The organism is Streptomyces sp. NPDC050263 (genome assembly GCF_040655955.1).
In the GTDB taxonomy this organism is placed as follows: Bacteria; Actinomycetota; Actinomycetes; order Streptomycetales; family Streptomycetaceae; genus Streptomyces.
This window is the reverse complement of the sequence record NZ_JBFAKW010000027.1, coordinates 1-22,960: the sequence shown is the minus strand read 5'-3', so window position 1 is coordinate 22,960 and position 22,960 is coordinate 1. Positions and strand designations below refer to the sequence as shown.

26 protein-coding genes and 3 tRNA genes are annotated in these 22,960 nt (G+C 70.4%); 21 read left to right on the top strand and 8 right to left on the bottom strand.

The window, feature by feature from the left end; all coding sequences use genetic code 11:
* The 9 genes from AB0J04_RS15125 to AB0J04_RS15085 all read left to right on the top strand — a co-directional run bounded on the left by AB0J04_RS15125 (position 1) and on the right by AB0J04_RS15085 (position 8,889).
* Positions 1-573 (top strand): NADH-quinone oxidoreductase subunit I, encoded by a 573-nt coding sequence (locus AB0J04_RS15125; protein WP_363168855.1) that lies wholly within the window; start codon positions 1-3, stop codon positions 571-573.
* The gene (locus AB0J04_RS15120; protein WP_363168854.1) at positions 570-1,256 is read left to right on the top strand and encodes an NADH-quinone oxidoreductase subunit J; all 687 of its coding nucleotides are present in this window, start codon (positions 570-572) and stop codon (positions 1,254-1,256) included. The genes AB0J04_RS15125 and AB0J04_RS15120 overlap by 4 nt, the downstream gene beginning before the upstream one ends.
* A complete protein-coding gene (nuoK, locus tag AB0J04_RS15115; protein WP_363168853.1) occupies positions 1,256-1,657 on the top strand; it encodes an NADH-quinone oxidoreductase subunit NuoK in 402 nt (133 codons plus the stop codon). The genes AB0J04_RS15120 and nuoK overlap by 1 nt, the downstream gene beginning before the upstream one ends.
* The gene (locus AB0J04_RS15110) at positions 1,654-3,648 is read left to right on the top strand and encodes an NADH-quinone oxidoreductase subunit L (RefSeq protein ID WP_363168852.1); all 1,995 of its coding nucleotides are present in this window, start codon (positions 1,654-1,656) and stop codon (positions 3,646-3,648) included. Before nuoK ends, AB0J04_RS15110 begins: the two co-directional genes overlap by 4 nt.
* A 6-nt stretch (positions 3,649-3,654) precedes the next feature.
* Positions 3,655-5,229 (top strand): NADH-quinone oxidoreductase subunit M, encoded by a 1,575-nt coding sequence (locus AB0J04_RS15105; protein WP_363168851.1) that lies wholly within the window; start codon positions 3,655-3,657, stop codon positions 5,227-5,229.
* The gene (locus AB0J04_RS15100) at positions 5,226-6,761 is read left to right on the top strand and encodes an NADH-quinone oxidoreductase subunit N (protein ID WP_363168850.1); all 1,536 of its coding nucleotides are present in this window, start codon (positions 5,226-5,228) and stop codon (positions 6,759-6,761) included. Before AB0J04_RS15105 ends, AB0J04_RS15100 begins: the two co-directional genes overlap by 4 nt.
* Positions 6,762-6,963: 202 nt before the next feature.
* The gene (htpX, locus tag AB0J04_RS15095) at positions 6,964-7,827 is read left to right on the top strand and encodes a zinc metalloprotease HtpX (RefSeq protein WP_363168849.1); all 864 of its coding nucleotides are present in this window, start codon (positions 6,964-6,966) and stop codon (positions 7,825-7,827) included.
* On the top strand, positions 7,824-8,216 hold the full coding sequence (locus AB0J04_RS15090; RefSeq protein WP_363168848.1) for a YccF domain-containing protein: 393 nt from the start codon (positions 7,824-7,826) through the stop codon (positions 8,214-8,216). Before htpX ends, AB0J04_RS15090 begins: the two co-directional genes overlap by 4 nt.
* Positions 8,217-8,316: 100 nt before the next feature.
* Positions 8,317-8,889, top strand: a complete 573-nt coding sequence (locus AB0J04_RS15085) for an SMI1/KNR4 family protein (protein WP_363168847.1) — start codon at positions 8,317-8,319, stop codon at positions 8,887-8,889.
* 96 nt (positions 8,890-8,985) lie between these two features.
* Here the strand turns inward: AB0J04_RS15085 and AB0J04_RS15080 are convergent, their stop codons facing one another.
* On the bottom strand, positions 8,986-10,236 hold the full coding sequence (locus AB0J04_RS15080; RefSeq protein WP_363168846.1) for an APC family permease: 1,251 nt from the start codon (positions 10,234-10,236) through the stop codon (positions 8,986-8,988).
* 214 nt (positions 10,237-10,450) lie between these two features.
* On the opposite strand from AB0J04_RS15080, the gene AB0J04_RS15075 reads away from it, so the two are divergent.
* Positions 10,451-10,717 (top strand): GlsB/YeaQ/YmgE family stress response membrane protein, encoded by a 267-nt coding sequence (locus AB0J04_RS15075; RefSeq protein ID WP_363168845.1) that lies wholly within the window; start codon positions 10,451-10,453, stop codon positions 10,715-10,717.
* A 74-nt stretch (positions 10,718-10,791) separates the two neighbouring features.
* Here AB0J04_RS15075 and AB0J04_RS15070 read toward each other — a convergent pair whose 3' ends face one another.
* Complete coding sequence (locus AB0J04_RS15070) at positions 10,792-11,280, bottom strand: YajQ family cyclic di-GMP-binding protein (protein ID WP_363168844.1); 489 nt, start codon at positions 11,278-11,280, stop codon at positions 10,792-10,794.
* Positions 11,281-11,505: 225 nt separating this feature from the next.
* On the opposite strand from AB0J04_RS15070, the gene AB0J04_RS15065 reads away from it, so the two are divergent.
* Positions 11,506-11,587 (top strand) — tRNA-Tyr (locus AB0J04_RS15065).
* 175 nt (positions 11,588-11,762) lie between these two features.
* Here AB0J04_RS15065 and AB0J04_RS15060 read toward each other — a convergent pair.
* A complete protein-coding gene (locus AB0J04_RS15060) occupies positions 11,763-12,338 on the bottom strand; it encodes a hypothetical protein (protein ID WP_363168843.1) in 576 nt (191 codons plus the stop codon).
* Positions 12,339-12,603: 265 nt separating this feature from the next.
* Between AB0J04_RS15060 and AB0J04_RS15055 the strand changes: the two genes are divergently transcribed.
* Positions 12,604-13,272, top strand: coding sequence for a transposase (locus AB0J04_RS15055; protein ID WP_363168842.1), 669 nt, complete (start codon positions 12,604-12,606; stop codon positions 13,270-13,272).
* A gap of 160 nt (positions 13,273-13,432) precedes the next feature.
* Here the strand turns inward: AB0J04_RS15055 and AB0J04_RS15050 are convergent, their stop codons facing one another.
* From AB0J04_RS15050 to AB0J04_RS15040, 3 genes are all read right to left on the bottom strand, one after another.
* Positions 13,433-13,837 (bottom strand): hypothetical protein, encoded by a 405-nt coding sequence (locus AB0J04_RS15050; protein ID WP_363168841.1) that lies wholly within the window; start codon positions 13,835-13,837, stop codon positions 13,433-13,435.
* A gap of 157 nt (positions 13,838-13,994) precedes the next feature.
* The gene (locus tag AB0J04_RS15045; protein WP_363168840.1) at positions 13,995-14,531 is read right to left on the bottom strand and encodes a hypothetical protein; all 537 of its coding nucleotides are present in this window, start codon (positions 14,529-14,531) and stop codon (positions 13,995-13,997) included.
* 429 nt (positions 14,532-14,960) lie between these two features.
* Entirely contained in the window at positions 14,961-15,239 is a 279-nt protein-coding gene (locus AB0J04_RS15040; RefSeq protein ID WP_363168839.1) for a hypothetical protein, read from the bottom strand.
* A 98-nt stretch (positions 15,240-15,337) separates the two neighbouring features.
* Between AB0J04_RS15040 and AB0J04_RS15035 the strand changes: the two genes are divergently transcribed.
* The gene (locus AB0J04_RS15035) at positions 15,338-15,565 is read left to right on the top strand and encodes a hypothetical protein (RefSeq protein ID WP_363168838.1); all 228 of its coding nucleotides are present in this window, start codon (positions 15,338-15,340) and stop codon (positions 15,563-15,565) included.
* A 34-nt stretch (positions 15,566-15,599) separates the two neighbouring features.
* Here AB0J04_RS15035 and AB0J04_RS15030 read toward each other — a convergent pair whose 3' ends face one another.
* Positions 15,600-16,256: an SDR family oxidoreductase gene (locus tag AB0J04_RS15030; protein ID WP_363168837.1), complete on the bottom strand. Its 657-nt coding sequence runs from the start codon at positions 16,254-16,256 to the stop codon at positions 15,600-15,602.
* Between the two features lie 76 nt (positions 16,257-16,332).
* Positions 16,333-17,646, bottom strand: a complete 1,314-nt coding sequence (locus AB0J04_RS15025) for a hydrolase (RefSeq protein WP_363168835.1) — start codon at positions 17,644-17,646, stop codon at positions 16,333-16,335.
* A gap of 268 nt (positions 17,647-17,914) precedes the next feature.
* Between AB0J04_RS15025 and AB0J04_RS15020 the strand changes: the two genes are divergently transcribed.
* From AB0J04_RS15020 to AB0J04_RS14985, 8 genes are all read left to right on the top strand, one after another.
* Positions 17,915-17,987 (top strand) — tRNA-Thr (locus AB0J04_RS15020).
* 46 nt (positions 17,988-18,033) lie between these two features.
* Positions 18,034-18,106 (top strand) — tRNA-Met (locus tag AB0J04_RS15015).
* An 88-nt stretch (positions 18,107-18,194) separates the two neighbouring features.
* On the top strand, positions 18,195-18,359 hold the full coding sequence (gene rpmG, locus AB0J04_RS15010; RefSeq protein WP_018834916.1) for a 50S ribosomal protein L33: 165 nt from the start codon (positions 18,195-18,197) through the stop codon (positions 18,357-18,359).
* 128 nt (positions 18,360-18,487) lie between these two features.
* A complete protein-coding gene (locus AB0J04_RS15005) occupies positions 18,488-18,958 on the top strand; it encodes a MaoC family dehydratase N-terminal domain-containing protein (RefSeq protein WP_363168834.1) in 471 nt (156 codons plus the stop codon).
* A 7-nt stretch (positions 18,959-18,965) separates the two neighbouring features.
* Positions 18,966-19,394: a MaoC family dehydratase gene (locus tag AB0J04_RS15000; protein WP_363168833.1), complete on the top strand. Its 429-nt coding sequence runs from the start codon at positions 18,966-18,968 to the stop codon at positions 19,392-19,394.
* A gap of 172 nt (positions 19,395-19,566) precedes the next feature.
* Positions 19,567-20,136, top strand: coding sequence for a TetR/AcrR family transcriptional regulator (locus tag AB0J04_RS14995; protein WP_363168831.1), 570 nt, complete (start codon positions 19,567-19,569; stop codon positions 20,134-20,136).
* Between the two features lie 93 nt (positions 20,137-20,229).
* Complete coding sequence (locus tag AB0J04_RS14990; RefSeq protein ID WP_363168829.1) at positions 20,230-21,684, top strand: DHA2 family efflux MFS transporter permease subunit; 1,455 nt, start codon at positions 20,230-20,232, stop codon at positions 21,682-21,684.
* Between the two features lie 129 nt (positions 21,685-21,813).
* Positions 21,814-22,869 carry a UDP-N-acetylmuramate dehydrogenase gene (locus AB0J04_RS14985; protein WP_363168828.1) on the top strand — a complete coding sequence of 352 codons (1,056 nt, stop codon included), beginning with the start codon at positions 21,814-21,816 and terminating at the stop codon, positions 22,867-22,869.
* Positions 22,870-22,960: the final 91 nt, after the last annotated feature.

Below are 22,960 nucleotides of genomic sequence, written 5' to 3'. Positions count from 1 at the left end.
ATGGCCCCCATTCCCGGTAGTGGCCTCGCCAAGGGCCTGGCCGTCACTCTCCGCACGATGACGCGGAAGACCGTCACCGAGCAGTACCCGGACGCCCAGCCCGATCTCCCGCCGCGCACGCGTGGCGTCATCGGCCTGTTCGAGGAGAACTGCACGGTCTGCATGCTCTGCGCCCGTGAGTGTCCCGACTGGTGCATCTACATCGACTCCCACAAGGAGACGGTTCCGCCCGCCGCCCCCGGTGGCCGCGAGCGCAGCCGCAACGTTCTCGACCGCTTCGCCATCGACTTCTCGCTGTGCATGTACTGCGGTATCTGCATCGAGGTCTGTCCTTTCGACGCCCTGTTCTGGTCCCCGGAGTTCGAGTACGCCGAGACCGACATCCACGAGCTCACCCACGAACGCGACAAGCTCCGCGAGTGGATGTGGACCGTCCCGGCCCCGCCCGCCCTCGACCCTGCCGCCGAGGAGCCGAAGGAGATCGCGGCCGCCCACAAGACCGCGGAGAAGCTGGCGGCCGCCCAAGCCGCCGCCCAGGCCGAGCCCACCGACTCACAGGGGGGAGAGTCGTGACCCTCGCCGAGGCCCCGCACGGCTTCCTCTCCCCGACCGGCGTCGAGATCGCCTTCCTGCTCGTCGGCCTGGTCACCTTCGGCGCCGCCCTCGTCACCGTGACCACCAAGCAGCTGGTGCACGCGGCGCTGTGGCTGGTGGTCACCCTCGGTGGCCTCGCCGTCGAGTACCTCCTGCTCACCGCCGAGTTCATCGCCTGGGTGCAGGTCCTCATCTATGTCGGTTCCGTCGTAGTGCTCCTCCTCTTCGGTCTGATGCTCACCAAGGCACCCATCGGCCGCTCGCCGGACGCGGACTCCGGCAACCGCTGGGCCGCCCTCACGGTCGCCGTTGCCGCGGCCGCCGCCCTGATCTGGGTGGTCGTCGACGCCTTCCGCGCCACCTGGATCGACCTGGACGGCCCGGCCGCCGGCTCGACCGAGGTCACCGGGGCGAGCCTCTTCCAGAACTGGGTACTGCCCTTCGAGGCCCTCTCCGTACTTCTCCTCGCGGCCCTGGTCGGCGCGATCGTCCTTTCCCGCAAGGCGAAGGCGGAGTCGAGCTCTCCCCCATTGAACTCCCGGGTCGCCACCAAGAGTTCCCGGTCGGTCACAGAGAGTTCCGGAATTTCCGGAGGTTCCGCGAGTTCGTCTTCCGTCCCGGACCCCAGGACGAACCCGGCCGAGCAGGAAGGCACCCGCTGATGCACCTCGCCTATCCCGCCGTCCTCTCCGCCCTCCTCTTCTGCACCGGCCTGTACGGCGTCCTCGCCCGCCGCAACGCGATCCTGATCCTGATGTCGGTCGAGTTGATGCTCAACGCCGTCAACCTCAACCTGGTCGCCTTCGACGTCTGGCTCAGCAAGGCCGCCGCGGAGACCCTGCACTCCGGCCAGGCCCTGACCCTGTTCACCATCGCCATCGCCGCCGCCGAGATCGGCATCGGCCTGGCGATCGTCCTCGCCGTCCACCGCAATCGCGGCACCGCGGACATCGACCGGCTGCGCGACACCGCCGAGGGCCACGAGAGCCCCGGAACCGACGGCCCCGACAACGACGCCCCCGCGACCGGAACGGCCGCCGAGAAGGCTGAGGCCACCGCGTGACCACGACCACCCTCGCCGTCCTCGTCCCCCTCCTTCCGTTCCTGGGTGCGGCCGCCGGCCTGCTCCTCGGCCGCACCGCCCCCGGCTTCGTCCGCCCCCTCGCCGTCCTGCCGACTCTCGCCGCCCTCGTACTGGCCGCGATCGTCGCCGTACGCCAGGGCGGGGACGACTCCGTCGACGCGGCCACCGAGCTGACCCCCACCGGCTCGATCCCGATCGAACTCGCTCTGCACATCGACGGCTTCGCCGCCCTCGTCGCCGTCCTGGTCGGCCTCGTCGCCACCTGCGTGCAGATCTACTCGACCGGCTACCTGCGCGAGGACCCCCGCTACCCCTCCTACGCCGCCCTCGTCTCCCTCTTCACCTCCGCGATGCTCCTGGTCGTCTACTCCGGCGACCTGATCGTGCTGCTGGTCGGCTGGGAAGTCATGGGCATCTGCTCCTACTTCCTGGTCGGCCACTACTGGGAGACCCCGGAGGCCCGCGCCGCCTCCATCAAGGCATTCCTGGTCACCAAGCTCGGCGACGTCCCCTTCCTCATCGGCCTGTTCGCCGTCGCCACCGACGCCGGGTCCTTCCGGATCACGCAGGTCCTCGCCGCCGTCGCGCACGGCGGACTCGACCACCCGACCCTCGTCGCCCTGCTGCTCCTCGCGGGCGTGGCCGGCAAGTCCGCGCAGTTCCCGCTGCACACCTGGCTTCCCGACGCGATGGCGGGCCCCACACCCGTCTCCGCGCTGATCCACGCGGCGACGATGGTCGCCGCCGGCGTCTACTTCGTCGCCCGCCTCCTCCCGGTCTTCGAGGCCTCCGCGGCCGCGATGATCGTCCTCGCCGCGATGGCCGCCGTCACGATGGTCGGTTCCGGCCTGGCGGCCCTCGCCCAGGACGACATCAAACGCGTCCTCGCCTACTCGACGATCGGACAGCTCGGCTACATGGCCGGAGCCCTCGCCGTCGGCGACCGCGGGGCCGCTGTCTTCCACCTCCTCTCGCACGGCGCGTTCAAAGCGCTGCTGTTCCTCGCGGCCGGCGTGATCATCCACGCCGCCGGCACCAACTCGCTGGCCGCCATGTCCCGCATGAGCCACCTGCGCGACCGCGTCCCCGACGCCTACTGGACGATGACCGTCGCGCTCCTCGCGCTCGCCGCGATCCCGCCGTTCAGCGGCTTCTTCTCCAAGGAGTCCGTCCTCGGCGCGGCCGAGCACGTCACCGCCGGCCACACCGAACACGCCCCCGGCGCGGCGGGCTGGATCATCCTCGTAGCCGGCCTGATCGCCGCCCTCCTCACGGCCGCCTACGCGACCCGTCTGTGGCTGCTGGCCTTCCGCGGCCGGGGCATCGAGGCCCCGGACCACGGCCGTCAGCCGCTGACCATGACCGTGGTGCTGTGGGTCCTGGCCGTCCCCTCCCTCGTCCTCGGCGGACTCGCCTACCGCACGCTCCCCGACTGGTTCGACGGCAACGACCTCGCGCCGACCCTCACCACCTCGGTCCTCGGCACCGGCGTGGCCCTGGCCGGCGGACTCTTCACCTACGCGGCCTGGCGCCATCTCGCCGGGTTCGCCGCACGCGTGCCCCTAGGGGCGGTCGCCGCCCACCCGGAGGGCGACGCGGCCCAGGTCGAGGCCGAGGCCATCGCCACGCACGCGCCCGCCTACGGAGACGTGGCCTCGGCCCCCGACCCGGCGGACCCCGGACGGCTCCTGCTCGGCCCCCTGCACCGCCACGCGGCCGTCGGCTTCCACCTGGACGCCGTCTACCAGGCCCTCTTCGTCCGCCCGGTCCAGGCGGGCGCGAGCCTCGTGCGGTTCCTCGACCGAGAGGTCGTCGACACCTACGTACGCGGCGCGGGAGCCCTGCCCCGCTGGCTCGGCATCGCCGTACGGCGCGCCCAGACCGGCAACCTTCAGACCTATGTGAGCGCGCTGCTCGCCGGCACCGTCGTCCTGGCGGTCGCCGCCCTTCTCGTCGCTTCGGGAGCGTGAGCAGGCGTGATCGATATCAACGAGTCCGTGATGCAGTTCCTTCTGGCGTTCATCGTGGTCGGCCCGCTCCTCGGGGCCGTCGCCGCTCTCCTGCCCGCCCCGCCCGGGCTGAAGGGGAAGTCACCCGAGCAGGCCGTGCTGCGGCACGGGGTGACCGTGACCGGCGTGATCCTCATCGCCGCGATCGTCCTCGCGCTCGGCTTCGACCATGACCATCCGTCGAAGATGCAGGCCAGCACGGACATCAGCTGGATCCCCGCGCTCGACGTGCGCATCCACCTCGGCATCGACGGCATCTCCCTCCCCCTGCTGGTCCTGACTGCGCTGCTGACCTTCCTCTGCGCGCTCTACTCCTACTTCAAGATGCCCGCGGGCCCGTCCCCGAAGGCATTCGTCGCGCTCGTGCTCGTCCTCGAGTCCGGCACCCTCGCGACCTTCGCCGTCCTCGACCTGCTGCTGTTCTTCCTCGCGTTCGAGATGGTCCTCATCCCGATGTACTTCCTCATCGCCCGCTGGGGCGGCGCGGGCCGGACCCAGGCGGCCTGGAAGTTCATCCTCTTCACCCTGCTCGGATCCGTGGTCATGCTGCTCGGCCTGCTCCTGATCGGAATCAAGGCGGGCACTTTCGACATGGTGGCACTCGCCACTGACAACGGCCGGTCACTGACCACATCCGTGCAGGTCATCGCGGTTCTGGCGATCGGGCTCGGGCTCGCGGTCAAGACCCCGATGTGGCCCCTGCACAGCTGGCTGCCCGACGCCCACACCGCCGCCCCGACCGTCGGCTCGGTCCTGCTGGCCGGCGTGATGCTGAAGATGGGCACGTACGGGTTCGTCCGGATTCTGCTGCCGGTCGCGCCGGACGGCTTCCGCGTCTTCGCGCCCTACCTCGCCGCCTTCGCCGTGGTCGGGATCATCTACGGGTCCCTGGCCTGCCTGGCCCTCGCCAAGCAGGGCGCGAAGGGCGACCTCAAGCGCCTGATCGCCTACTCCTCCGTCGGCCACATGGGCTTCGTCCTCCTCGGCATCGCGACCATGACCCCGACCGGCGTGAACGGCGCCCTGTTCGCCAACATCGCTCACGGCCTCATCACCGGCCTCCTCTTCTTCCTGGTCGGAGCCCTGAAGGACCGCACCGGCACGACCGACCTGGACACCCTCGCCGAGCAGACCGGCGCCGCGCTGTACGGCAGGACACCCCGCCTCGGCGGCCTCCTCGCCTTCGCCGCCGTCGCCTCGCTCGGCCTGCCCGGCCTCGCCGGGTTCTGGGGCGAGATGCTGGCCCTCTTCGGCGCCTTCGACCCCGCCGACGACCTCAGCCGCCCCGCCTTCCTCACCTTCACGGCGATCGCCGCGTTCGGCACCCTGCTGACGGCCGCCTACCTGCTCGTCGTGGTCCGCCGCGTCTGCATGGGCGCCGTCCCGCAGGACGCCCCGCACCTCGCCGACGTGCAGACCTACGAGTTCGCGGCCTGGACGCCGCTCGTCGCCCTCACCGTCGTCGCGGGCCTGTGGCCGAAGGCCCTCCTCGGCCTGACCGACCCGGCCGTGCAGCAGCTCCTCGCAGGAGGCACCCGATGAGCTCCCTGGTCCAGCCTCTGGCTCAGCCTCTCGCCGAGTCGGTGGTCCAGTCCGTCGACTGGCTGGCCATCGCACCGCCCACCCTCGCGGCGGTCGTCGCCCTCGTCGTTCTCGTCGCCGACCTCTTCGTCGGTGACGCCCGCAAGCCGCTCCTGGGCTGGCTCTCGGTCGCGGGCCTCGCCGTCTCCACCGCCCTCCTGCTGCCCCTCCTGGACGGCGACCGCTCCACCTTCTGCCTGACCGGCGACACACGCGTGTGCAGCTACACGGCCGACCGCTTCACCCTCGTCATCCAGTTCCTGGTGCTCGGCGGAGCGCTGCTGGCGGCCCTTCTGTCGGTCACCGCCCTGAAGGACGCGCGCGGGAGACTCCCCGAAGGGGAGTTCTGGTTCCTGCTGCTGTCCTCCGCCGCAGGTGCCGCGCTGCTGCCCGCCTCCCGCGACCTCGCCACCCTCGTCGTCGCTCTAGAGGTCGCCTCTTTGCCGGCCTTCGCCCTCGTCGGAATCCGGCACGGCGACCGCAGGTCCTCCGAGGCGGCCCTGAAGTTCTTCCTGTCGTCCGTCACCGCGACCACCGTCAGCCTCCTGGGCATCAGCTTCGTCTACGCGACGACCGGCACCCTCTACCTCACCCAGGTCGCCGACCGCATCCAGCACGTCGACGGCCAACTGCACACCCTCGCCCAGACCGGCGTCGTCCTCACCCTCATCGGCTTCGCCTTCAAGACTGCCGCCGCCCCCTTCCACTTCTGGGTCCCCGACACCTACGTCGGCGCCCCCCTGCCCATCGCCGCCTACCTGTCGGTCGTCGGCAAGGCGGTCGGCTTCTCCGGCCTCATCCTGGTCACCGTCATCGGCTTCCCCTCCTACGCCGACGTCTGGGGTCCGGCCCTGGCCGCGTTGGCCGCCCTCACCATGACCGTCGGCAACGTCGGGGCCCTGCGCCAACGGGCCACACGCGCGTACAGCGCAGTACGCCTCCTCGCCTGGTCCTCCGTGGGCCAGGCTGGCTACCTCCTCGTGCCGATCGCCGCCGCCGCGTACTCCGACGACGCCGAGCACGCCATCGGCTCCACCGTCGCGTACGCCCTCATGTACGCCGCCGTGAACCTGGGCGCCTTCGCGGTGGCCGCCCTGGTGGGCCGCACCAGCACGACCAACCGGATCACGGACTACCGAGGCCTGTACGCGAGAAACCCCCTGGCAGCCCTCGTCCTGGCCTTCTTCCTGCTCTGCCTCGCCGGACTGCCGCCGGGCATCATCGGCCTCTTCGCGAAGGTCACCGTCTTCTCGGCGGCCGTCGACGCGGGCCTCGGCTGGCTCGCGGTCGTCATGGCCGTCAACGTGGTGATCGCCCTGTACTACTACCTCCAGTGGACAGCCCTGCTCTTCCGCGCCCCCGAGGGCCGAACCGAGAAGCATTGCGTCCCCGCCCCCCTGACGGCCGCGATCACCCTCACCGCGGCCCTCGGCATCGCCCTCTCCGGAGCACCCCAGCTGGTCCTGCGCTTCGTCGACACCGGCCTCTTCTGAGCCTTCACGCGCGCGTACGCCGCCGTCCTCACCCGGACGGCCCACACGCCTGCCCGAAGGCACAAGGGAACTAGTGCCTCCCGCCTGGCGTTGACCAGTACGGGAAGGTGCACTGGACGTGCACCACGGCACCAGTGCCACCGGAGAACAGCAAGATCAGCAAGCAAAGGGTTCCCCTGCTGCACGACTTGGAGGGCGTACCGTGCACCGCCGGCACAACGGGCTCAGGACCGCAGTACTCCTCGGGGGGCTGTCGGCACTCATCATCGTCATCGGCAGCTTCTTCGGCCGTGCGGGGCTCGTCGTCGCGGTCCTGATCGCGCTCGGCACCAACGCGTACGCGTACTGGAACAGCGACAAGCTGGCGCTACGCGCGATGCGCGCCCGCCCGGTGAGCGAGTTCGAAGCTCCCGCCCTGTACCGGATGGTCCGCGAGCTCTCCACCCAGGCCCGCCAGCCCATGCCCAGCCTGTACATCTCCCCGACCGAGGCGCCCAACGCCTTCGCGACCGGCCGCAACCCGCGCAACGCCGCAGTGTGCTGCACAGAAGGCATCCTGCGCCTGCTCGACGAGCGGGAACTGCGCGGAGTCATCGGCCACGAGCTCAGCCACGTCTACAACCGCGACATCCTCATCTCCTCGGTCGCCGGCGCGCTGGCCTCCGTGATCATGTTCCTGGTCAACTTCGCCTGGCTGATCCCGATCGGCCGCTCCGACGACGACGACGGCCCCGGCATCCTGGGCATGCTCCTGATCATGATCCTGGGTCCGCTGGCCGCCAGCCTCATCCAACTCGCCATCAGCCGCTCCCGGGAGTACGAGGCCGATGCCTCCGGCGCCCAGCTCACCGGCGACCCACTGGCCCTCGCAAGCGCCCTGCGTAAACTGGAGACGGGCACCAAGCAGCTTCCGCTGCCTCCGGAGCCCCGCATCGAGACCGCGAGCCACATGATGATCGCCAACCCCTTCCGCCCGGGCCAGGGGCTCTCCAAAATGTTCTCGACACATCCGCCGATGGCGGAGCGCATCGCCCGGCTCGAGAAAATGGCAGGTCGCCACCAGTGAAGACCATCCTGAACATCATCTGGCTGTTCCTGAGCGGCTTCTGGCTGTTCCTCGGCTACCTGCTCGCAGGTGCGCTGCTCTGCATCACGATCATCGGCATTCCCTTCGGCATCGCCGCGTTCCGAATCGGGATCTTCGCCCTCTGGCCCTTCGGCTACACGACGGTCGAGCGCCGCGACGCGGGCGCGCCGTCCTGCCTCGGCAACCTGCTGTGGCTGGTCCTCGCCGGCTGGTGGCTGGCCATCGGCCACATCGTCACCGGCTTCCTCCTCTGCCTGACCATCATCGGCATCCCGTTCGGCATCGCGAACTTCAAGCTGATCCCGGTCTCGCTGTTCCCGCTGGGCCGCGAAATCGTGCCCACGGACCAGCCGTTCGCGTCGCGCTGACGAGGCAGGCCGATCCGCTCCACATCCTGCGGGTTGTCCACAACGGGCAGGTTGTCCACAGGCCGCCCCGATTGTCAGTGGCGGCCTGCATCATGAACGCATGACCGAGAACGAGCAGTTGCTGGCAAGGGTGGCGGCCAAGGCGGCCACCACCCGCCCGTGGGGCGGGCCCTCACTCCCCGATCCCGTGGACGAGGACACCGTGGCCCGCGCCGAGGCCGCCCTCGGCTTCCGCCTGCCGCCACTGCTCGCCGACCTCTACCTACGCGTAGGGGACGGCGGATTCGGCCCGGAGTACGGCCTGCTGTCCCTGTTCGACAGCACTCCGGCCGGTGAACCGGCCGCTGTGACCCAGTACCTCGTCAACCGCGAGAGCGGCCGCGAGGATCCCGACTGGCCCTGGCCGGACGGCGTCCTGCCGATATCCCACTGGGGCTGCGCCATGTACGCGTGCGTGGACTGCCACTCCCCGCAGGCGAGGGTCCTGCTCTTCGAACCGAACCCCGGCGACCCCGACCACGCCTGGTTCGTCGACGCCCCCAGCCTCAAGGACTGGCTGCACGCCTGGCTCGACGGCACGGGCTGGTACGACGTCATGGACGAGGACCTGAGACTGACCCCCTGGACCGAGTTCCGCATACGCACGGCGGTGGATCGGGCGCCGACGCCGTAGGCACCCCAACCATCGGCACGCGCAACTGCGCGGCCGTCTGCCGGCTGCCCGTTCTGCCGGCTCCCGTCTGCCGTAAGTCGTCGGCCTTGGCTACGGCTATCGCGCGTCGAACCGCTGCCGCACCCCATATGCGATCACGCCCACCGCCAGGACTCCCGCCCCCGCCACCACCGAAGTTCCCGGCAGCGCGAACGCGAGCACCAGGCAGCCCAGGAGCCCCACCGCGGGCAGAACCCGCTTCGCCGGAGTCGAATCGAGCGTCCAGGCCGACGCGTTGGCCACCGCGTAGTAAGCCAGCACACCGAAGGAGGAGAACCCGATCGCGCCGCGGACGTCCACCGTGGCGGCCAGGACCGCGACGACCGTGCCCACGGCCAGTTCGGCCCGGTGGGGTACCTGGAAGCGCGGGTGCACAGCTGCCAGGGCGCCGGGCAGGTGCCGGTCCCGGGCCATGGCCAGCGTCGTACGCGAGACGCCCAGTACGAGGGCGAGCAGCGAGCCCAGCGCGGCCACGGCTGCCCCGATCCGCACCACCGGTACCAGCCCGGGCACCCCCGCTGACCGCACCGCGTCGACCAGCGGCGCGCTCGCCCGCCCGAGATCACCCGCTCCCAGCACGGAAAGGACAGCGACCGCCACGCACGCGTACACGGCCAGCGTGATGCCCAGCGCCAGGGGGATCGCGCGGGGGATGGTGCGCGCAGGGTCCCGCACCTCCTCACCGAGGGTCGCGATGCGGGCGTACCCGGCGAAGGCGAAGAACAGTAGACCGGCGGCCTGTAGCACCCCGCCGAGGCCGCCGGAGGCCCCGATGTCCAGCCGCCCCGCGTCGGACGCGTCGGAGCCCAGGCACACGACCACCACGGAAGCGAGGACTGCCAGGACCACCGCCACGATCGCCCGCGTCAGCCAGGCCGACTTCTGGATGCCGCCGTAGTTCACCGCGGTCAACGCCACCACCGCCGCGACCGCCACCGCGTGCGCCTGTTCAGGCCAGACGTACGCCCCGACCGTCAGAGCCATCGCCGCACAGGAGGCCGTCTTCCCGACCACGAACGACCAGCCCGCCAGATACCCCCAGAACGGACCGAGCCGCTCGCGCCCGTACACGTACGTGCCGCCCGAGGCCGGATACAGCGCCGCGAGGCGCGCCGACGACATGGCGTTGCAGTAGGCGACCAGCGCGGCGAGCGCGAGTCCGAGCAGCAGCCCGGAGCCCGCGGCGTGCGCGGCGGGAGCCAGCGCCACGAAGACGCCGGCGCCGATCATCGAGCCGAGCCCGATGACGACGGCGTCGCCCACGCCCAGGGTCCGCCGCAACTCGGCGGGCGGTCCGGCGTGTGTCATGGGCGCACCCTACTGATCGCCCTGGTGATCGACGGAACCGCCGGGTGTCGCCGTGACGTCGTCCTCATGGATACGACATGACGCAACGCGCAAGACGAACCCGCGTGCGACGCAGGACGCGGAGCGGGTCGGGAACGAGCACAGCCCGCCCGGAGCGAGCGACATCACCGTGCCCGGACAGTGCGGGCACAGCACGGAAGGGCAGGTTCAGGGCATGAGCATCATCAGCTGGATCATCCTGGGGCTGTTGGCCGGAGTCATCGCCAAGGTCCTGCTGCCGGGTCGTGACCCGGGAGGCTTCATCGGTACGACCTTCATCGGCATCGCGGGCGCGTTCATCGGCGGCTGGATATCGGCCCGCTGGCTCGACCACCCCGTCACCAAGGACTTCTACGACGGCGCGACCTGGGCCGCGGCGATCGGCGGGTCGCTCGTGCTCCTGATCGCCTACCGGCTGCTGTTCGGCAACTCGCGCGACTGAGCGCGGTCCTTGCTCGTACCGCCCGAAGGCGCTGACGGGTCGGCCGACTCGTCGGTCGGCCGACCGACGGTCGGCTACCGGTAGTTCACGAACTGCAGGGCGAAGTCGAAGTCCTGGCCCTTGAGCAGGGTGATGACGGCCTGGAGGTCGTCGCGGCTCTTGGAGCTGACGCGCAGTTCCTCGCCCTGCACCTGGGCCTTGACGCCCTTGGGGCCCTCGTCGCGGATGAGCTTCGCGACCTTCTTCGCGTTGTCCTGGGAGATGCCCTCCTTGATCTCCGCGAAGAGCTTGTACTCCTTGCCGGAGAGCTGGGGCTCGCCCGCGTCCAGCGCCTTCAGCGAGATCCCGCGCTTGATCAGCTTCGACTGGAAGACGTCGAGGACGGCGTTCACCCGGTCCTCGGAGTTCGCCTCCATGAGGATCTTGTCACCGGACCACGAGATCGAGGCGCCGACGCCCTTGAAGTCGTAGCGCTGGGAGATCTCCTTGGCGGCCTGGTTGAGGGCGTTGTCGACCTCCTGCCGCTCGACCTTCGAGACGATGTCGAAACTGGAGTCGGCCATGTCCTGTGGCTCCTTGTATCGGGGTGCGTGTCAGGTGCGTATCGGCGTACGTGGGGGTGGCCGCCGAGCCCGGCGTGATCCCGGGCCGCATCCGGACAAGCCTAGCCACCCTGCTCCCTCCGGGCGGCGCGGAATCAGGTGGCGAAGCACCCCTGGGCATCGGGTATCGTTTACGTCGTTGCCAGGGAACACCGCCGAAAAGCGGTTCGAATGGGCAGCAACCCCGGCGGTGTGCCCGAGCGGCCAAAGGGAGCAGACTGTAAATCTGCCGGCTCAGCCTTCCCAGGTTCGAATCCTGGCGCCGCCACGCTGAGGGAAACCCCCTCTGATCAGGTTACTGACCTGATCAGAGGGGGTTTCTTGTTGCCTCTCCTCGTTCAATTGATCGTGGACGGGGCGTGGACGTGTCTCACCTCGTACCGCCCGTATCCCACCGTTGAATCAGTGCGTGTCCCCCGGGTGTCCCCCGGGGGTGAACATGATCACTCCGGCTCGTTCCCCTCGCGAAGGGCCGCGTCGATTCGGCTGTTCGCGTGCTCCCGCGTCTGGTCAAGCACCTTGGCGTACACCTTGTGCAGTAGCGCGGTGCTGAACCCGGCGTGCTGGGCACACTCCATCGCGTCCACCCCGGAACTGAGCCAGAACGAGACGTCGGCATGCCGAAGGTCGTAGGGCCGGCGGGCCAGCAGCGAAGCCGTTTCGGTCTCGCTCGGCACGTCCTTCCGGGCCTGGGCCCAGACCTCCCCATAGCAGGTCTCCTCTGGCAGGCCATTGCGGTTTGTTCGAAAGAGCCGGCCATCGGGTGCCGTGCCGTGCCGTGCTGTGCCGTGCCGTGCCGTGCCGTGCTGTGCCGTGCCGTGCGTGGCGATGTGCTGCCGCAGTAGGCCTGGTGACGCCTTGTAGTTGTTGATCTCCTTATCGGTGGTGCGTAGGTCTCCTCGAAATCGCTCCTCGCGCGGGTGAGAGGGCCGACAGTCGTGGCCGGTGAACGAGGTGCTGTCGCGGGTGCAGGAGTTGTTGTTCCCATCGGCCCCGGTGTCGCCGTCGTCGCCGTGCATACGGACGGCGAGGCGATACGCGTCGAGGCCCGGTGCACGCCCACTGCGGCCGCCTGTTTGGACTGCTCCCACTGGACGGAACGAATCCACAACTCCTACCTGCGATGTCCGGCAGATCTGCCCGCTGCCGGACGGCGAGCCGAACTCGCCTTGCGAGGCGGACGGTTCTCCTGCGCGACCACGGGGTGCGGGAGGCGGAGGTTCGTAGAGCAGATGCCGGGCCGACCCGCCGCATGGGCGGGCCACTGAGCGGCTGCGACAGACTATGGCCGCGATCGGGCTGGCCCTGGCCGGTCGGGCCGACGCCCGTCTCGCCCACCTCATGGAGGTCGCCACCAGCCGCACCACGCTTCTGCGCCGGGTTATGGATCTGCCCGATCCGGCCGCGACGCAGCCCCGAGCCGTCGGCGTGGACGACTTCGCGCTGCGGCGCGTGCACGTCTACGGAACGGTCGTGATCGACGCCGAAACCCACCAGGTCATCGGCCTGCTGCCCGAGCGCGATGCCGCCACCCTGGCCCCATGGCTCGCAGCCCGTCCCGGCATTGAAGTCATCTGCCGCGATCGCGCCGGTGCTTACGCGGAGGTGGCCGACACCGCCGCGCCCCAGGCCTTCCAGGCTGCCGACCGCTTTCACCTCTGGCGGAACCTCGCGTCGGCGGTCGAGGAGGCCGTCGCCGGCCGCCGCTCCTGCCCGCGTGATCTGCCGCCGACAGCCCCGGAACCTGAGCCCGGGTGGGAGGCCGCCCGTTGTTGCGGCATCGGGCGAGGACATCGAGCCGGACGATCCGACCGGCAAGTTCGCCGAACGGGCTCGCTCCCACCACGCCTTTGTCCACGCTCCCCTCGCCCAGGGCATGGGCCTGCGTCACATCGCCCGCCACCTGGGCTGGGGGCGGCACACCGTCCAGCGGTATGCCCGGGTGGCTACTGATGATCTCGGCGTCATGTCACCTGGTGGTCGCCTAGACCTCCAGGTCAGGCACGCCTTCGTTGGGCGCACGCCCGGAATCTCAGCTTAAGCTCGGTAACTGGCAGGACATGTTCAAGGGCCGCAAACGCCGACTTCCCAGCGAACTAGACCCGTTCAAGCCCTATCTGGCCGATCGCTGGGCCGAGACCGACGGGACGTGACCGTCCTCGGTCTCCACCGGGAGATCAGCCACGCAGGCTTCGGCCTGCTGCAACTCTTCCAGAAACACCCGCCGCGACGGATCGGACTCCTCGCGGGCCATGGCGGCGAGCAGGCTGCGGAACTCGTGCTGCTGCTCACGTGACAGCCAGCTCACGAGGTGGGCGACGCCCTCCAGAACCCTGCCCCCGTCGTCTTGATCCGTCTGCTCGTGTCCACGGTCTTCGAAGAGCCAGAGGACATCGACCAGAGCACGCGTCAAGGAGGGGTACACAGCAGATATCGAGACGATCTCCCAGGAAGTCGGCGAACAGAGTCCCGTCATCTCAAGACATGCCACCGACGACATGGTCAGCGACCAGCGCACGGAACTTGTGCCAGACCCCGAAACAAGTGCTTACAGACAGTCCCAGGTACGGCGAGCCACGATCCGCCCGCCGTTGAACGTGTAGGACGAGTGCCGGGCGACCGCCCGGACCGTCGCCCCTGACCTGTTCAACAGCGCTGGTGGCGACGGCGGACCGTCAGGGGCTGCCCGGGCCGGCCGCAGCCAGGGCTTCCGCCGCTGCCCGCATCAGCGCGCGGCGCGTGATCCAACCGCTTTTCCCGCCGGCCAGGTGCGCCACGGCATGGCCCACCCATTCCGGGTCGCCGAGGAGATGTAGCTTTCCCTCGTCAATGAGCTGCCGCAGCAGATACTCCAGCCGGAGGGCGTCCACTGCCCGGTATGGGCGCGCGTGCCGGTCAAAGCGCAGCTGGTGGTCCTCATACGGGTGGCGCAGCGTCATGTGCATCCAGCCGCCGTCGCGCCCGGCGACCATTCCTGTTGGCGTATACATGCCCCTGTCGTCTGTGTTCCAGGAGTGCTTGCCCCAGGTGATCCAGACGCCGGCCATGATCCTGGACCACGGGATCAATCGCCCCTCGGAGTCCGGCTCGCGCTGGTAGAGCCCGTCCGGGCTGAACTCCACCCAGTGGGTATCCGGTCGTGTGGCGTCTCCCACTCCCCAATGGTCGCCAGCCGGTTCCAACGGTCCCAGGAATGCGCCGCCCTCTACCATCCCGTCATTGAATCACGTGTTCTATGAACTGTTGTGTCATATCGGCCTAGGCCTCCCGTCCGTACCGTGCCCGCAACTTCTCGCTGAACAGCTCCATTTCGAAGCGGTCGGTGTCCCGCGGCTTCTACGTCCCACTTCCGCTGACGCGTCATGCCGACTGCTCGTCGTAGATCTGGACGCGTCTGGTGAGCTGACGGCCTTCGCCTTACGAGCTCAAGCCGTAGCCTCGGCCGGACAGCGGGTGGCAAGCCGGCAGCGGGTGGCAAGCCGGCAGCGGCTCTGCGGGGTGGGCGTGGGGCGCGCTATCTGCCCGATTCGATTGCTGCTGGTCACGCTGGTCGAGTCGCGCGGTCTGCAATCTGCCGGCTCAGCCTTCCCAGGTTCGAATCCTGGCGCCGCCACGCTGAGAGCGAAGGGCCCGTCACCTGCTTACGCAGTGGGTGACGGGCCCTTCGCCGTTCTCTTCACCTCCGCCTCCACGTCGTTGCGGGCCTTCCCCTCGTCCTTGGCGTACTCGGTCACCGCCGCCTGGACGTCGCGGGCGAGGTCGCGCCAGGCGCGCCAGGCCGTTTCGTAGGTGTCGGTCTGGAGTTCCGACCAGGGGTCGGCTGTGGGTGCGCCGTACGCGTCCCTCAGCTCTTCGACCCTCGCGTGTGCCTCGTCGGCCGCGCGTTGCTTCTGCACGAGTTCCTCGAAGGTATGTGCCACGTGTACGGATGCTAAGGAGGTGGGGGCGCTTCCGCGCGGTGAGCGGGGCGCGTCCCGCCAGGGGGTACCCGCGTGGCCCACTGGGGCACACTGGCCACATGTCCAGCGCGTCCAGCCGTCGTAGAACCTGCCCCGAGTGCCGTCGCGAGATCGCCGTCGTCGCCGGACGGTTCGCCCGGCACGACCCGCCGGGGGCGGGGGCGCGGGGGAGCGGCGATCTCGTCTCCTGCCAGGGCTCGCGCCGGACCGCGCAACTGGGCGCGGTCCAGCCGTCGTTGGACGGGTACGCAGTCCCGGAGTTCCCGGGCCAGTTGCCTCTCTTCTAGCGCGCCCGGCCGCGTGGCCTCCCTGCGGCCTCCGTCAGTTCCCCGCCACCGCCTTCACCGCCACCGACACCGGTGCCGAGCCGCCGATCAGCTCCAGGGTGAGGCCGGACGTCGCCGGGGTGTCCAGCAGTTCCGCCAGCACGGCGGCCACGTCGTCGCGGGGGACGGGACCGCGGCCCGTACGGGCCTCCAGGCGGACCAGGCCGGTGCCGGCGTCGTCCGTGAGCGCTCCGGGGCGCAGGATGGTCCAGTCGAGGGACTCCAGGCCCTGTACGTACGCGTCCGCCTCGCCCTTGGCGCGCAGGTAGACGTCGAAGACCTCGTCGCCCCGGTGGTCGGGGTTCGCGCCCATGGACGACACGACCACGAAGCGCCGTACGCCCGCGCGGACCGCCGCGTCCGCGAACAGCACCGCCGCGCCCTTGTCCACGGTGTCCTTGCGGGTCACCCCACTGCCCGGGCCCGCGCCCGCCGCGAACACCGCCGCGTCCGCGCCTCGCAGCCGCTCCGCGACCTCCTCGACCGACGCCGACTCCAGGTCGAGGACGACCGGTTCGGCGCCGGCCGCCCTTAGGTCGTCGCTCTGCTCCGCCTTGCGGATGATGCCCGCGACCTCGTACCCGCGCGCGGCGAGCAGGCGCTCCAGCCGCAGCGCGATCTGACCATGACCACCAGCGATGACAATGCGCATGCCTTCGACCGTACGCCCGGACGGCCCCGTCCGCCGCGTGGCTCGGCCGGCCCCGACTCGCCGCACGATCGGCGACCTACGGGAGCTCGCCTCGCTCCCCCCGCTCGCCGCGCTTTCCCTGTCTCGTCCCCTGTCTCGGCAGGCCCAGCTCGGTCGCCGTCGCTGTTGCTGTCGCCGAGTTGCAGTACTCGCGGACCGCGCTCGTGCGGGCCACCAGGCGTCCCCGGTGGATCACGATCCGGCTGTACGCCAGTGACAGGGCGCTCGCCAGCCGGTCGCCGCGGACGGCCAGGAGGTCGGCCGGGAAGCCCGCCTCCACGCGGACCTCGGGCAGGCCCAGCGCGGCACGCGCGTGCGTGCTCACCGCGTCGTAGGCGTCCTCGGGGCGCAGGCCGTGGCGGGAGGCGAGGAGGTAGGCCGCCTCCAGGGGGTCGCCGCGACCGACCGGGTTGGAGACGTCCCGCAGCGCCCCACTGCCGGCCGCCACCCGCACTCCGGCCGCGCGCAGCAGCCGTACGGGCGTCGCGCCCCGGTCTTCGACGGCGCCGCAGCCGCCCTGGGGGAGGCAGACCACCGTCACGCCGGCCGCGGCCAGTTGGTCGGCGGTGCGGCCCGCCGTGTCGGCGGGGAGGCGGTCGAGGCCGCCGCAGGGGCCGAGGGTGACGCCGGGACGCAGGCCGCCGACCATCGCGGCGAGGCGGGCGAGCCGGGCGGGGTCGGTGGCGTCGGTGTGCAGGTCGACGGGGCAGCCGTGTTCGGCGGCGACCTCGAGCACGGTCTCCACGTAGCCGGTGGGGTCGGGGTCCAGGTCCGGGCAGCCGCCCACCGCCGAGGCACCCATCTTCAGCGCGTCCCGCAGCATCGCGAGCCCGTCGGCCCCGGCCGCCCCGGTCAGCACCCGGGGCATCGCCACGGCCGTCAGCTCGGCGAGGCCGCGCAGCGAACGCCGGGCCCGCAGGACGGCGGTCAGCGCGCCGAGACCCTGGACGTCGCCCACGCGCACGTGTGCGCGCAGCGCTGTCGCGCCATGGCCCAGTTGCAGCAGCACGGCCTCTGTGGCGCGGCGCTGGACGTCCTCGGGGGCGTACGAGACGGGGCCGTCGGCGTCGGCCGTGAGCGCGGTGTCGGCGTGTGCGTGCGGTTCTGCGGGGGCGGGGAGCAGGAGGTAGCCGCCGAGGTCCACGCGTGCGCCGCCGTGGACCGGACCGGTCGCCAGGCTGCCGGCCGTGCCGACCGCCTCGATGCGCCCGCGGCCCAGCCGTACGTCCACGGTCCGGCCGTCTGTGAGGCGGGCCCCGCACAGCAGGAGGGCGGCCGGGTCCGGCGAGCCTCCCGGGGTGCCGGACGAGGACGACCAGGAGGGGGGCGGCTGCGGCTGGCTGTCGGGCATCGCGCTCCCGGGGCTCGGCGACGGTCCACTGCGAGATCGGGCGGGCCACGTGGGAGGACGCAAGATCACGCAGAGTGAGTCGAGCCTAGGGCGGCGGTTCGGAGTGAGCGGGGAGGAGCGCAATAGTCGTACCGGTGTGGTCAGCCGGGCCGGAGGGGCTCGGGAGACCGCCGGGACCTTGGGGAATCGGCCCTGCGGGCGGCCCCGGAGGGCCCTGCGAAACGGATTTGGGTGAACGGCTGCGGACCGTGTAATGTCTTCATCGCTCGCCCCAATAGCTCAGTCGGTAGAGCGTCTCCATGGTAAGGAGAAGGTCTACGGTTCGATTCCGTATTGGGGCTCTGGTGGGTGAGGTTCCCGTCGCGAGACGGGACCTGATCCCATCAAAGCGGTGTAGCTCAGTCGGTAGAGCAAGCGGCTCATAATCGCTGTGTCACCGGTTCAAGTCCGGTCACCGCTACTGACAGTAGCCGATTGTGGGGTCGGTCCTCCGATCGGCTACTCTTCTTTGCGTTAATAGTCCCATCCGTTCGTCAAGGAGCACTCACGTGGCTGCCACCGACGTCCGCCCGAAGATCACGCTGGCCTGCGTGGAGTGCAAGGAGCGGAACTACATCACCAAGAAGAACCGGCGTAACAACCCGGATCGAATGGAGATGAAGAAGCACTGCCCGCGTTGCAATGCGCACACCGCGCACCGCGAAACGCGATAAATCAGGCTCGTATGCGAGGCCGTCCCCGAGTGATCGGGGGCGGCCTCGTGTCGTTGAGCGACCCGTACCGGTCAGTAGAGCGACGCTGACGCAGAGCGACGCACAGTAATCAGGAGGTGCCGAGGCCCATGGCGCTCGACCAGTCCTTCGTCGGGCGGAGCTACCCGCCCACCGATCCCTATGAGGTCGGCCGGGAGAAGATCCGCGAGTTCGCCGAGGCCGTCGGGGACGCCAACCCGGTGTACACCGACCCGGAGGCCGCCAAGGCGTTCGGGTACGCCGATGTGATCGCGCCGCCCACCTTCGTGTTCTCGATCACCTTCAAGGCGGCGGGACAGGTCGTCCGGGACCCCCGGCTGGGCCTCGACTACAGCCGCGTGGTGCACGGCGACCAGAAGTTCGCCTACCGGCGGCCGGTGCGCGCCGGTGACCGGCTCTCGGTCGTCTCGACCATCGAGGCCGTCAAGTCCATGGCGGGCAACGACATCCTGGACATCCGCGGCGAGGTCCACGACGAGGCAGGCGAGCACGTCGTGACCGCCTGGACCAAGCTCGTCGCCCGCGCCGCGGCGCCGGCGGAAGCCGACGGAGAGGCGTGAGGAACCGATGACGGCGAAGATCGCTTACGACGACGTCGAGGTCGGCACCGAGCTGCCGGCCCAGTCCTTCCCTGTGAACCGCGCCACGCTGGTGCAGTACGCGGGTGCCTCCGGGGACTTCAACCCCATCCACTGGAACGAGAAGTTCGCCAAGGAGGTGGGCCTGCCGGACGTCATCGCGCACGGCATGTTCACCATGGCCGAGGCGATCCGCGTCGTCACCGACTGGACCGGCGACCCGGGCGCGCTCGTGGACTACGGAGTGCGCTTCACCAAGCCCGTCGTGGTGCCGAACGACGACCAGGGCGCCGTGATCGAGGTCACCGGCAAGGTGGGCGCCAAGCTCGACGACAACACCGTGCGGGTCGACCTGGCGGTGACCAGCGGCGGGCTGAAGGTGCTCGGGATGTCCCGGGCGGTCGTACGGCTGGCCTGACGGCCGAGCGCGTATCAAGCACAGACAAACGCGGCACGCGGCATGCAGTACGCGGCACGCTGCACGCGGTAAGGGGCGCTCTCCTCGGAGAGGCGCCCCTTACTCACGAGGGCCGCTCGGAGGCCCCGAGTGCCCCTTGACCTAGTTAGTGATTGAGTACTAACTTAGTCGCGTGGTCAGGATGAGCGCAGAAGAGCGACGCGAGAGCGTCATCCGCGCGGCGACGAGCGAGTTCGCCCGGGGCGGCTATCACGGCACGTCCACCGAGGCGATCGCCAAGCGGGTGGGCGTTTCGCAGCCGTATCTCTTCCGGCTCTTCCCGGGCAAGAAAGCGATCTTCCTCGCCGCCGCCACGCGCTGCATGGACGACACGGTCCGTACGGTCGAGGAGGCCGCCAAGGGGCTGGAGGGCGAAGAGGCCCTGCATGCCATGGCGAACGCGTACACCACGATGATCGCGGAGCGGCCCGACTGGCTGATGATGCAGATGCAGACGTATGTCGCGGTGGCCGCCGCGGAGGCGGACGGCGACCACGCGTTCGGCGAGGCGGTGCGGGCCGGATGGATGCGGCTGTGGGAGACCGCCCATCTGCCGCTCGGTGCCGACGTGAACGAAACGACGACCTTCATGGCGTACGGCATGCTCGTCAACTGCCTGGTGGCCATGGGGTTCGCGCCCGAGCACCGGGTCTGGGAAGGGTTGTATCCGTCGGCTCGGCGCAAGGGCCGGCTGGAGAAGTAGGCGGTCGGAGGGTGTGGGTTTCGGCGCAGCCTTGTGACCGCAAAAGTTAGTCATCAATTACTAACCGAAGATCGACCAACCGCTGGGGGAGCGATGTCACAGCAGAAAGCACGTCCGACCGAACGTCGCGGGGGAGCCGTCTGGGCCCTCGTCATCACGAGCGTCGCCGGGTTCATGGCAGCCCTCGACAACCTCGTCGTCACGACCGCCCTGCCGTCCATCCGCGAGGACCTCGGCGGTGGGCTGGGCGACCTCGAATGGACCGTGAGCGCCTACACGCTCACCTTCGCCGTGCTGCTCATGTTCGGTGCGGCGCTCGGCGACCGGTTCGGCCGCCGCCGGATGTTCCTCGCCGGGCTCACCGTCTTCACCGCGGCCTCCGCCGCCGCGGCCATGGCGCCCGGGATCGACTCCCTCATCGCCGCCCGCGCGGTCCAGGGCGTCGGCGCGGCCGTCATGATGCCGCTGACGCTCACCCTGCTCACAGCAGCCGTGCCCGCCGCGAAGCGCGGGATGGCGTACGGGATCTGGGGGGCCGTCAACGGGCTCGCCGTCGCCTCCGGGCCGCTCATCGGCGGCAGCCTCACCGAACACGTGTCCTGGCACTGGATCTTCTGGCTGAACGTTCCGCTGGGCCTCGCCCTGCTGCCGCTCGCCCGGCTGCGCCTCGCCGAGTCGTACGGCACCGGCGCCCCGCTCGACATCCCCGGCACCCTGCTCGCCAGCGGCGGCCTCTTCGGGCTCGTCTACGGCCTGGTGCGCGGGCCGGCCGACGGCTGGTCGAGCTCGCTCGTGCTCACCGGCCTGATCGCGGGCGGCGGCCTGCTCGTCGCCTTCGTCCTGCACGGGCTGCGGGCCAGGAACCCCATGCTGCCGATGCGTCTGTTCCGCTCCCGCGCCTTCGCCGGGATCAACGCCGCGAGCCTGCTGATGTTCCTGGGCATGTTCGGCTCGATATTCCTGCTCAGCCAGTACATGCAGGGCGTGCTCGGCTACTCGCCCACCGAGGCGGGCCTCAGGATGCTGCCGTGGACCGGGATGCCGATGCTCGTCGCGCCGATCGCCGGCATCCTCTCCGACCGCGTCGGAGGTCGGCCGGTCGTCGCCGCCGGGCTCTTCCTCCAGGCCGCCGGACTCGGCTGGATGGCCGCAGTGGCGACCGTCGACGCCTCCTACGCCGTCCAGCTGCCCGGCCTGATCGTCAGCGGCATCGGCATGGCGCTGTTCTTCGCCCCGGCCGCCAACCTGGTGATGTCCAGCGTCCGCCCGCAGGAACAGGGGATCGCCTCCGGCGCCAACAACGCGCTGCGGGAGGTCGGCGGCGCCCTCGGCGTCGCGGTCATGGCGTCGATCTTCTCGGCGCAGGGCGGCTACGAGTCCGGCCAGGCCTTCGTCGACGGACTGCGGCCCGCACTGGTCACCGGCTCGGCCGTGGTGGCCCTCGCCGGCATCGCGGCCCTGCTGATACCGGCCGGGCGGCGAGCGCCCCAGGTCGTGACAGAGACGGTCGAGCAGCCGGCGCCCGTCCTGGAGACCGCCGCCCGCTGAGGCACTGGGCACGCGCGCGTACGGTCCCGTCCACTTCGGCGGGGCCGTACGCGCGCGTGCAGTGGGGCGGGCGCGGCTGCCGGTCCGGGGCGGACGGGGCTGTCGGCGCCGTCTCGTAGGCTTGGGCGCGTGCAGGAACTCCAGGACGCCCCGCTCGCCCCGCTGACCACCTTCCGGCTGGGCGGTCCCGCCACCAGGCTGGTGACCGCGACGACCGACGCCGAGGTGATCGCCGCCGTGCGCGAGGCCGACGCCGACGGCACGCCGCTGCTGATCGTCGGCGGCGGGTCGAACCTCGTCATCGGCGACAAGGGCTTCGAGGGCACCGCGCTGCGCATCGCCACACGCGGGTGCGAACTCGTGGGCACGCGGCTGGAACTGGCGGCCGGAGAGGTGTGGACCGACGCCGTCGCCCGCACCGTGGAGGCCGGGCTCGCCGGCATCGAGTGCCTGGCCGGCATCCCCGGCTCGGCGGGCGCCACCCCGATCCAGAACGTCGGGGCGTACGGCCAGGAGGTGTCCTCGACGATCACCGAGGTCATCGCCTACGACCGCCGGGCGGGCGAGACGGTCGCGCTCACCGCCGAGGAGTGCGCCTTCTCCTACCGCCACAGCCGCTTCAAGGCCGACCCCGAGAGATACGTCGTCCTGCGCGTCCGGTTCGAACTGGAGGACGCGGACGGGCTGTCGGCGCCCCTGAAGTACGCCGAGACGGCACGCGCGCTGGGCGTCGAGCCCGGGGACCGGGTACCGCTCGCCGAGGCCCGCGAGACCGTGCTGAAGCTGCGCGCCGGGAAGGGCATGGTCCTCGACCCCGAGGACCACGACACCTGGTCGGCCGGGTCGTTCTTCACCAACCCGATCCTCACCGACGCCGACTTCGCGGTGTTCCACGCGCGCGTGCGGGAGCGGCTGGGCGACGGCGTGGAGCCGCCCGCCTATCCGGCCGGCACGGGGCGCACGAAGACGTCGGCGGCCTGGCTGATCGACAAGGCGGGCTTCACCAAGGGGTACGGCAGCGGGCCCGCCCGCATCTCCACCAAGCACACCCTCGCCCTCACCAACCGCGGCGCGGCCACCACGGAGGACCTGCTGGCGCTGGCCCGCGAGGTCGTCGCCGGGGTTCGCGAGGCCTTCGGCGTCACGCTGGTCAACGAGCCGGTGATGGTGGGCGTCGGCCTCTAGGTGACTGGTGTTAAGCGGGCTTCTCCGAGTTGCCGGTTCAGGGCCGAGGGCGTCACATCGCCTCTGTCCGTCTGCGGTTTGGGCCGTCGTC

Bases quoted from the DNA above. Each gene is read 5' to 3' on its own strand.
- AB0J04_RS15000 (WP_363168833.1), top strand. From the start codon at position 18,966: ATGACGGCGAAGATCGCTTACGACGACGTCGAGGTCGGCACCGAGCTG.
- AB0J04_RS15080 (WP_363168846.1), bottom strand. From the start codon at position 10,236: ATGACACACGCCGGACCGCCCGCCGAGTTGCGGCGGACCCTGGGCGTG.
- AB0J04_RS15070 (WP_363168844.1), bottom strand. From the start codon at position 11,280: ATGGCCGACTCCAGTTTCGACATCGTCTCGAAGGTCGAGCGGCAGGAG.
- nuoK (WP_363168853.1), top strand. From the start codon at position 1,256: ATGCACCTCGCCTATCCCGCCGTCCTCTCCGCCCTCCTCTTCTGCACC.
- AB0J04_RS15125 (WP_363168855.1), top strand. From the start codon at position 1: ATGGCCCCCATTCCCGGTAGTGGCCTCGCCAAGGGCCTGGCCGTCACT.
- AB0J04_RS15085 (WP_363168847.1), top strand. From the start codon at position 8,317: ATGACCGAGAACGAGCAGTTGCTGGCAAGGGTGGCGGCCAAGGCGGCC.
- AB0J04_RS14990 (WP_363168829.1), top strand. From the start codon at position 20,230: ATGTCACAGCAGAAAGCACGTCCGACCGAACGTCGCGGGGGAGCCGTC.
- AB0J04_RS15005 (WP_363168834.1), top strand. From the start codon at position 18,488: ATGGCGCTCGACCAGTCCTTCGTCGGGCGGAGCTACCCGCCCACCGAT.
- AB0J04_RS15030 (WP_363168837.1), bottom strand. From the start codon at position 16,256: ATGCGCATTGTCATCGCTGGTGGTCATGGTCAGATCGCGCTGCGGCTG.
- AB0J04_RS15055 (WP_363168842.1), top strand. From the start codon at position 12,604: ATGGCCGCGATCGGGCTGGCCCTGGCCGGTCGGGCCGACGCCCGTCTC.
- AB0J04_RS15075 (WP_363168845.1), top strand. From the start codon at position 10,451: ATGAGCATCATCAGCTGGATCATCCTGGGGCTGTTGGCCGGAGTCATC.
- AB0J04_RS15035 (WP_363168838.1), top strand. From the start codon at position 15,338: ATGTCCAGCGCGTCCAGCCGTCGTAGAACCTGCCCCGAGTGCCGTCGC.
- AB0J04_RS15100 (WP_363168850.1), top strand. From the start codon at position 5,226: ATGAGCTCCCTGGTCCAGCCTCTGGCTCAGCCTCTCGCCGAGTCGGTG.
- AB0J04_RS15060 (WP_363168843.1), bottom strand. From the start codon at position 12,338: ATGCACGGCGACGACGGCGACACCGGGGCCGATGGGAACAACAACTCC.
- AB0J04_RS15045 (WP_363168840.1), bottom strand. From the start codon at position 14,531: ATGGTAGAGGGCGGCGCATTCCTGGGACCGTTGGAACCGGCTGGCGAC.
- AB0J04_RS15025 (WP_363168835.1), bottom strand. From the start codon at position 17,646: ATGCCCGACAGCCAGCCGCAGCCGCCCCCCTCCTGGTCGTCCTCGTCC.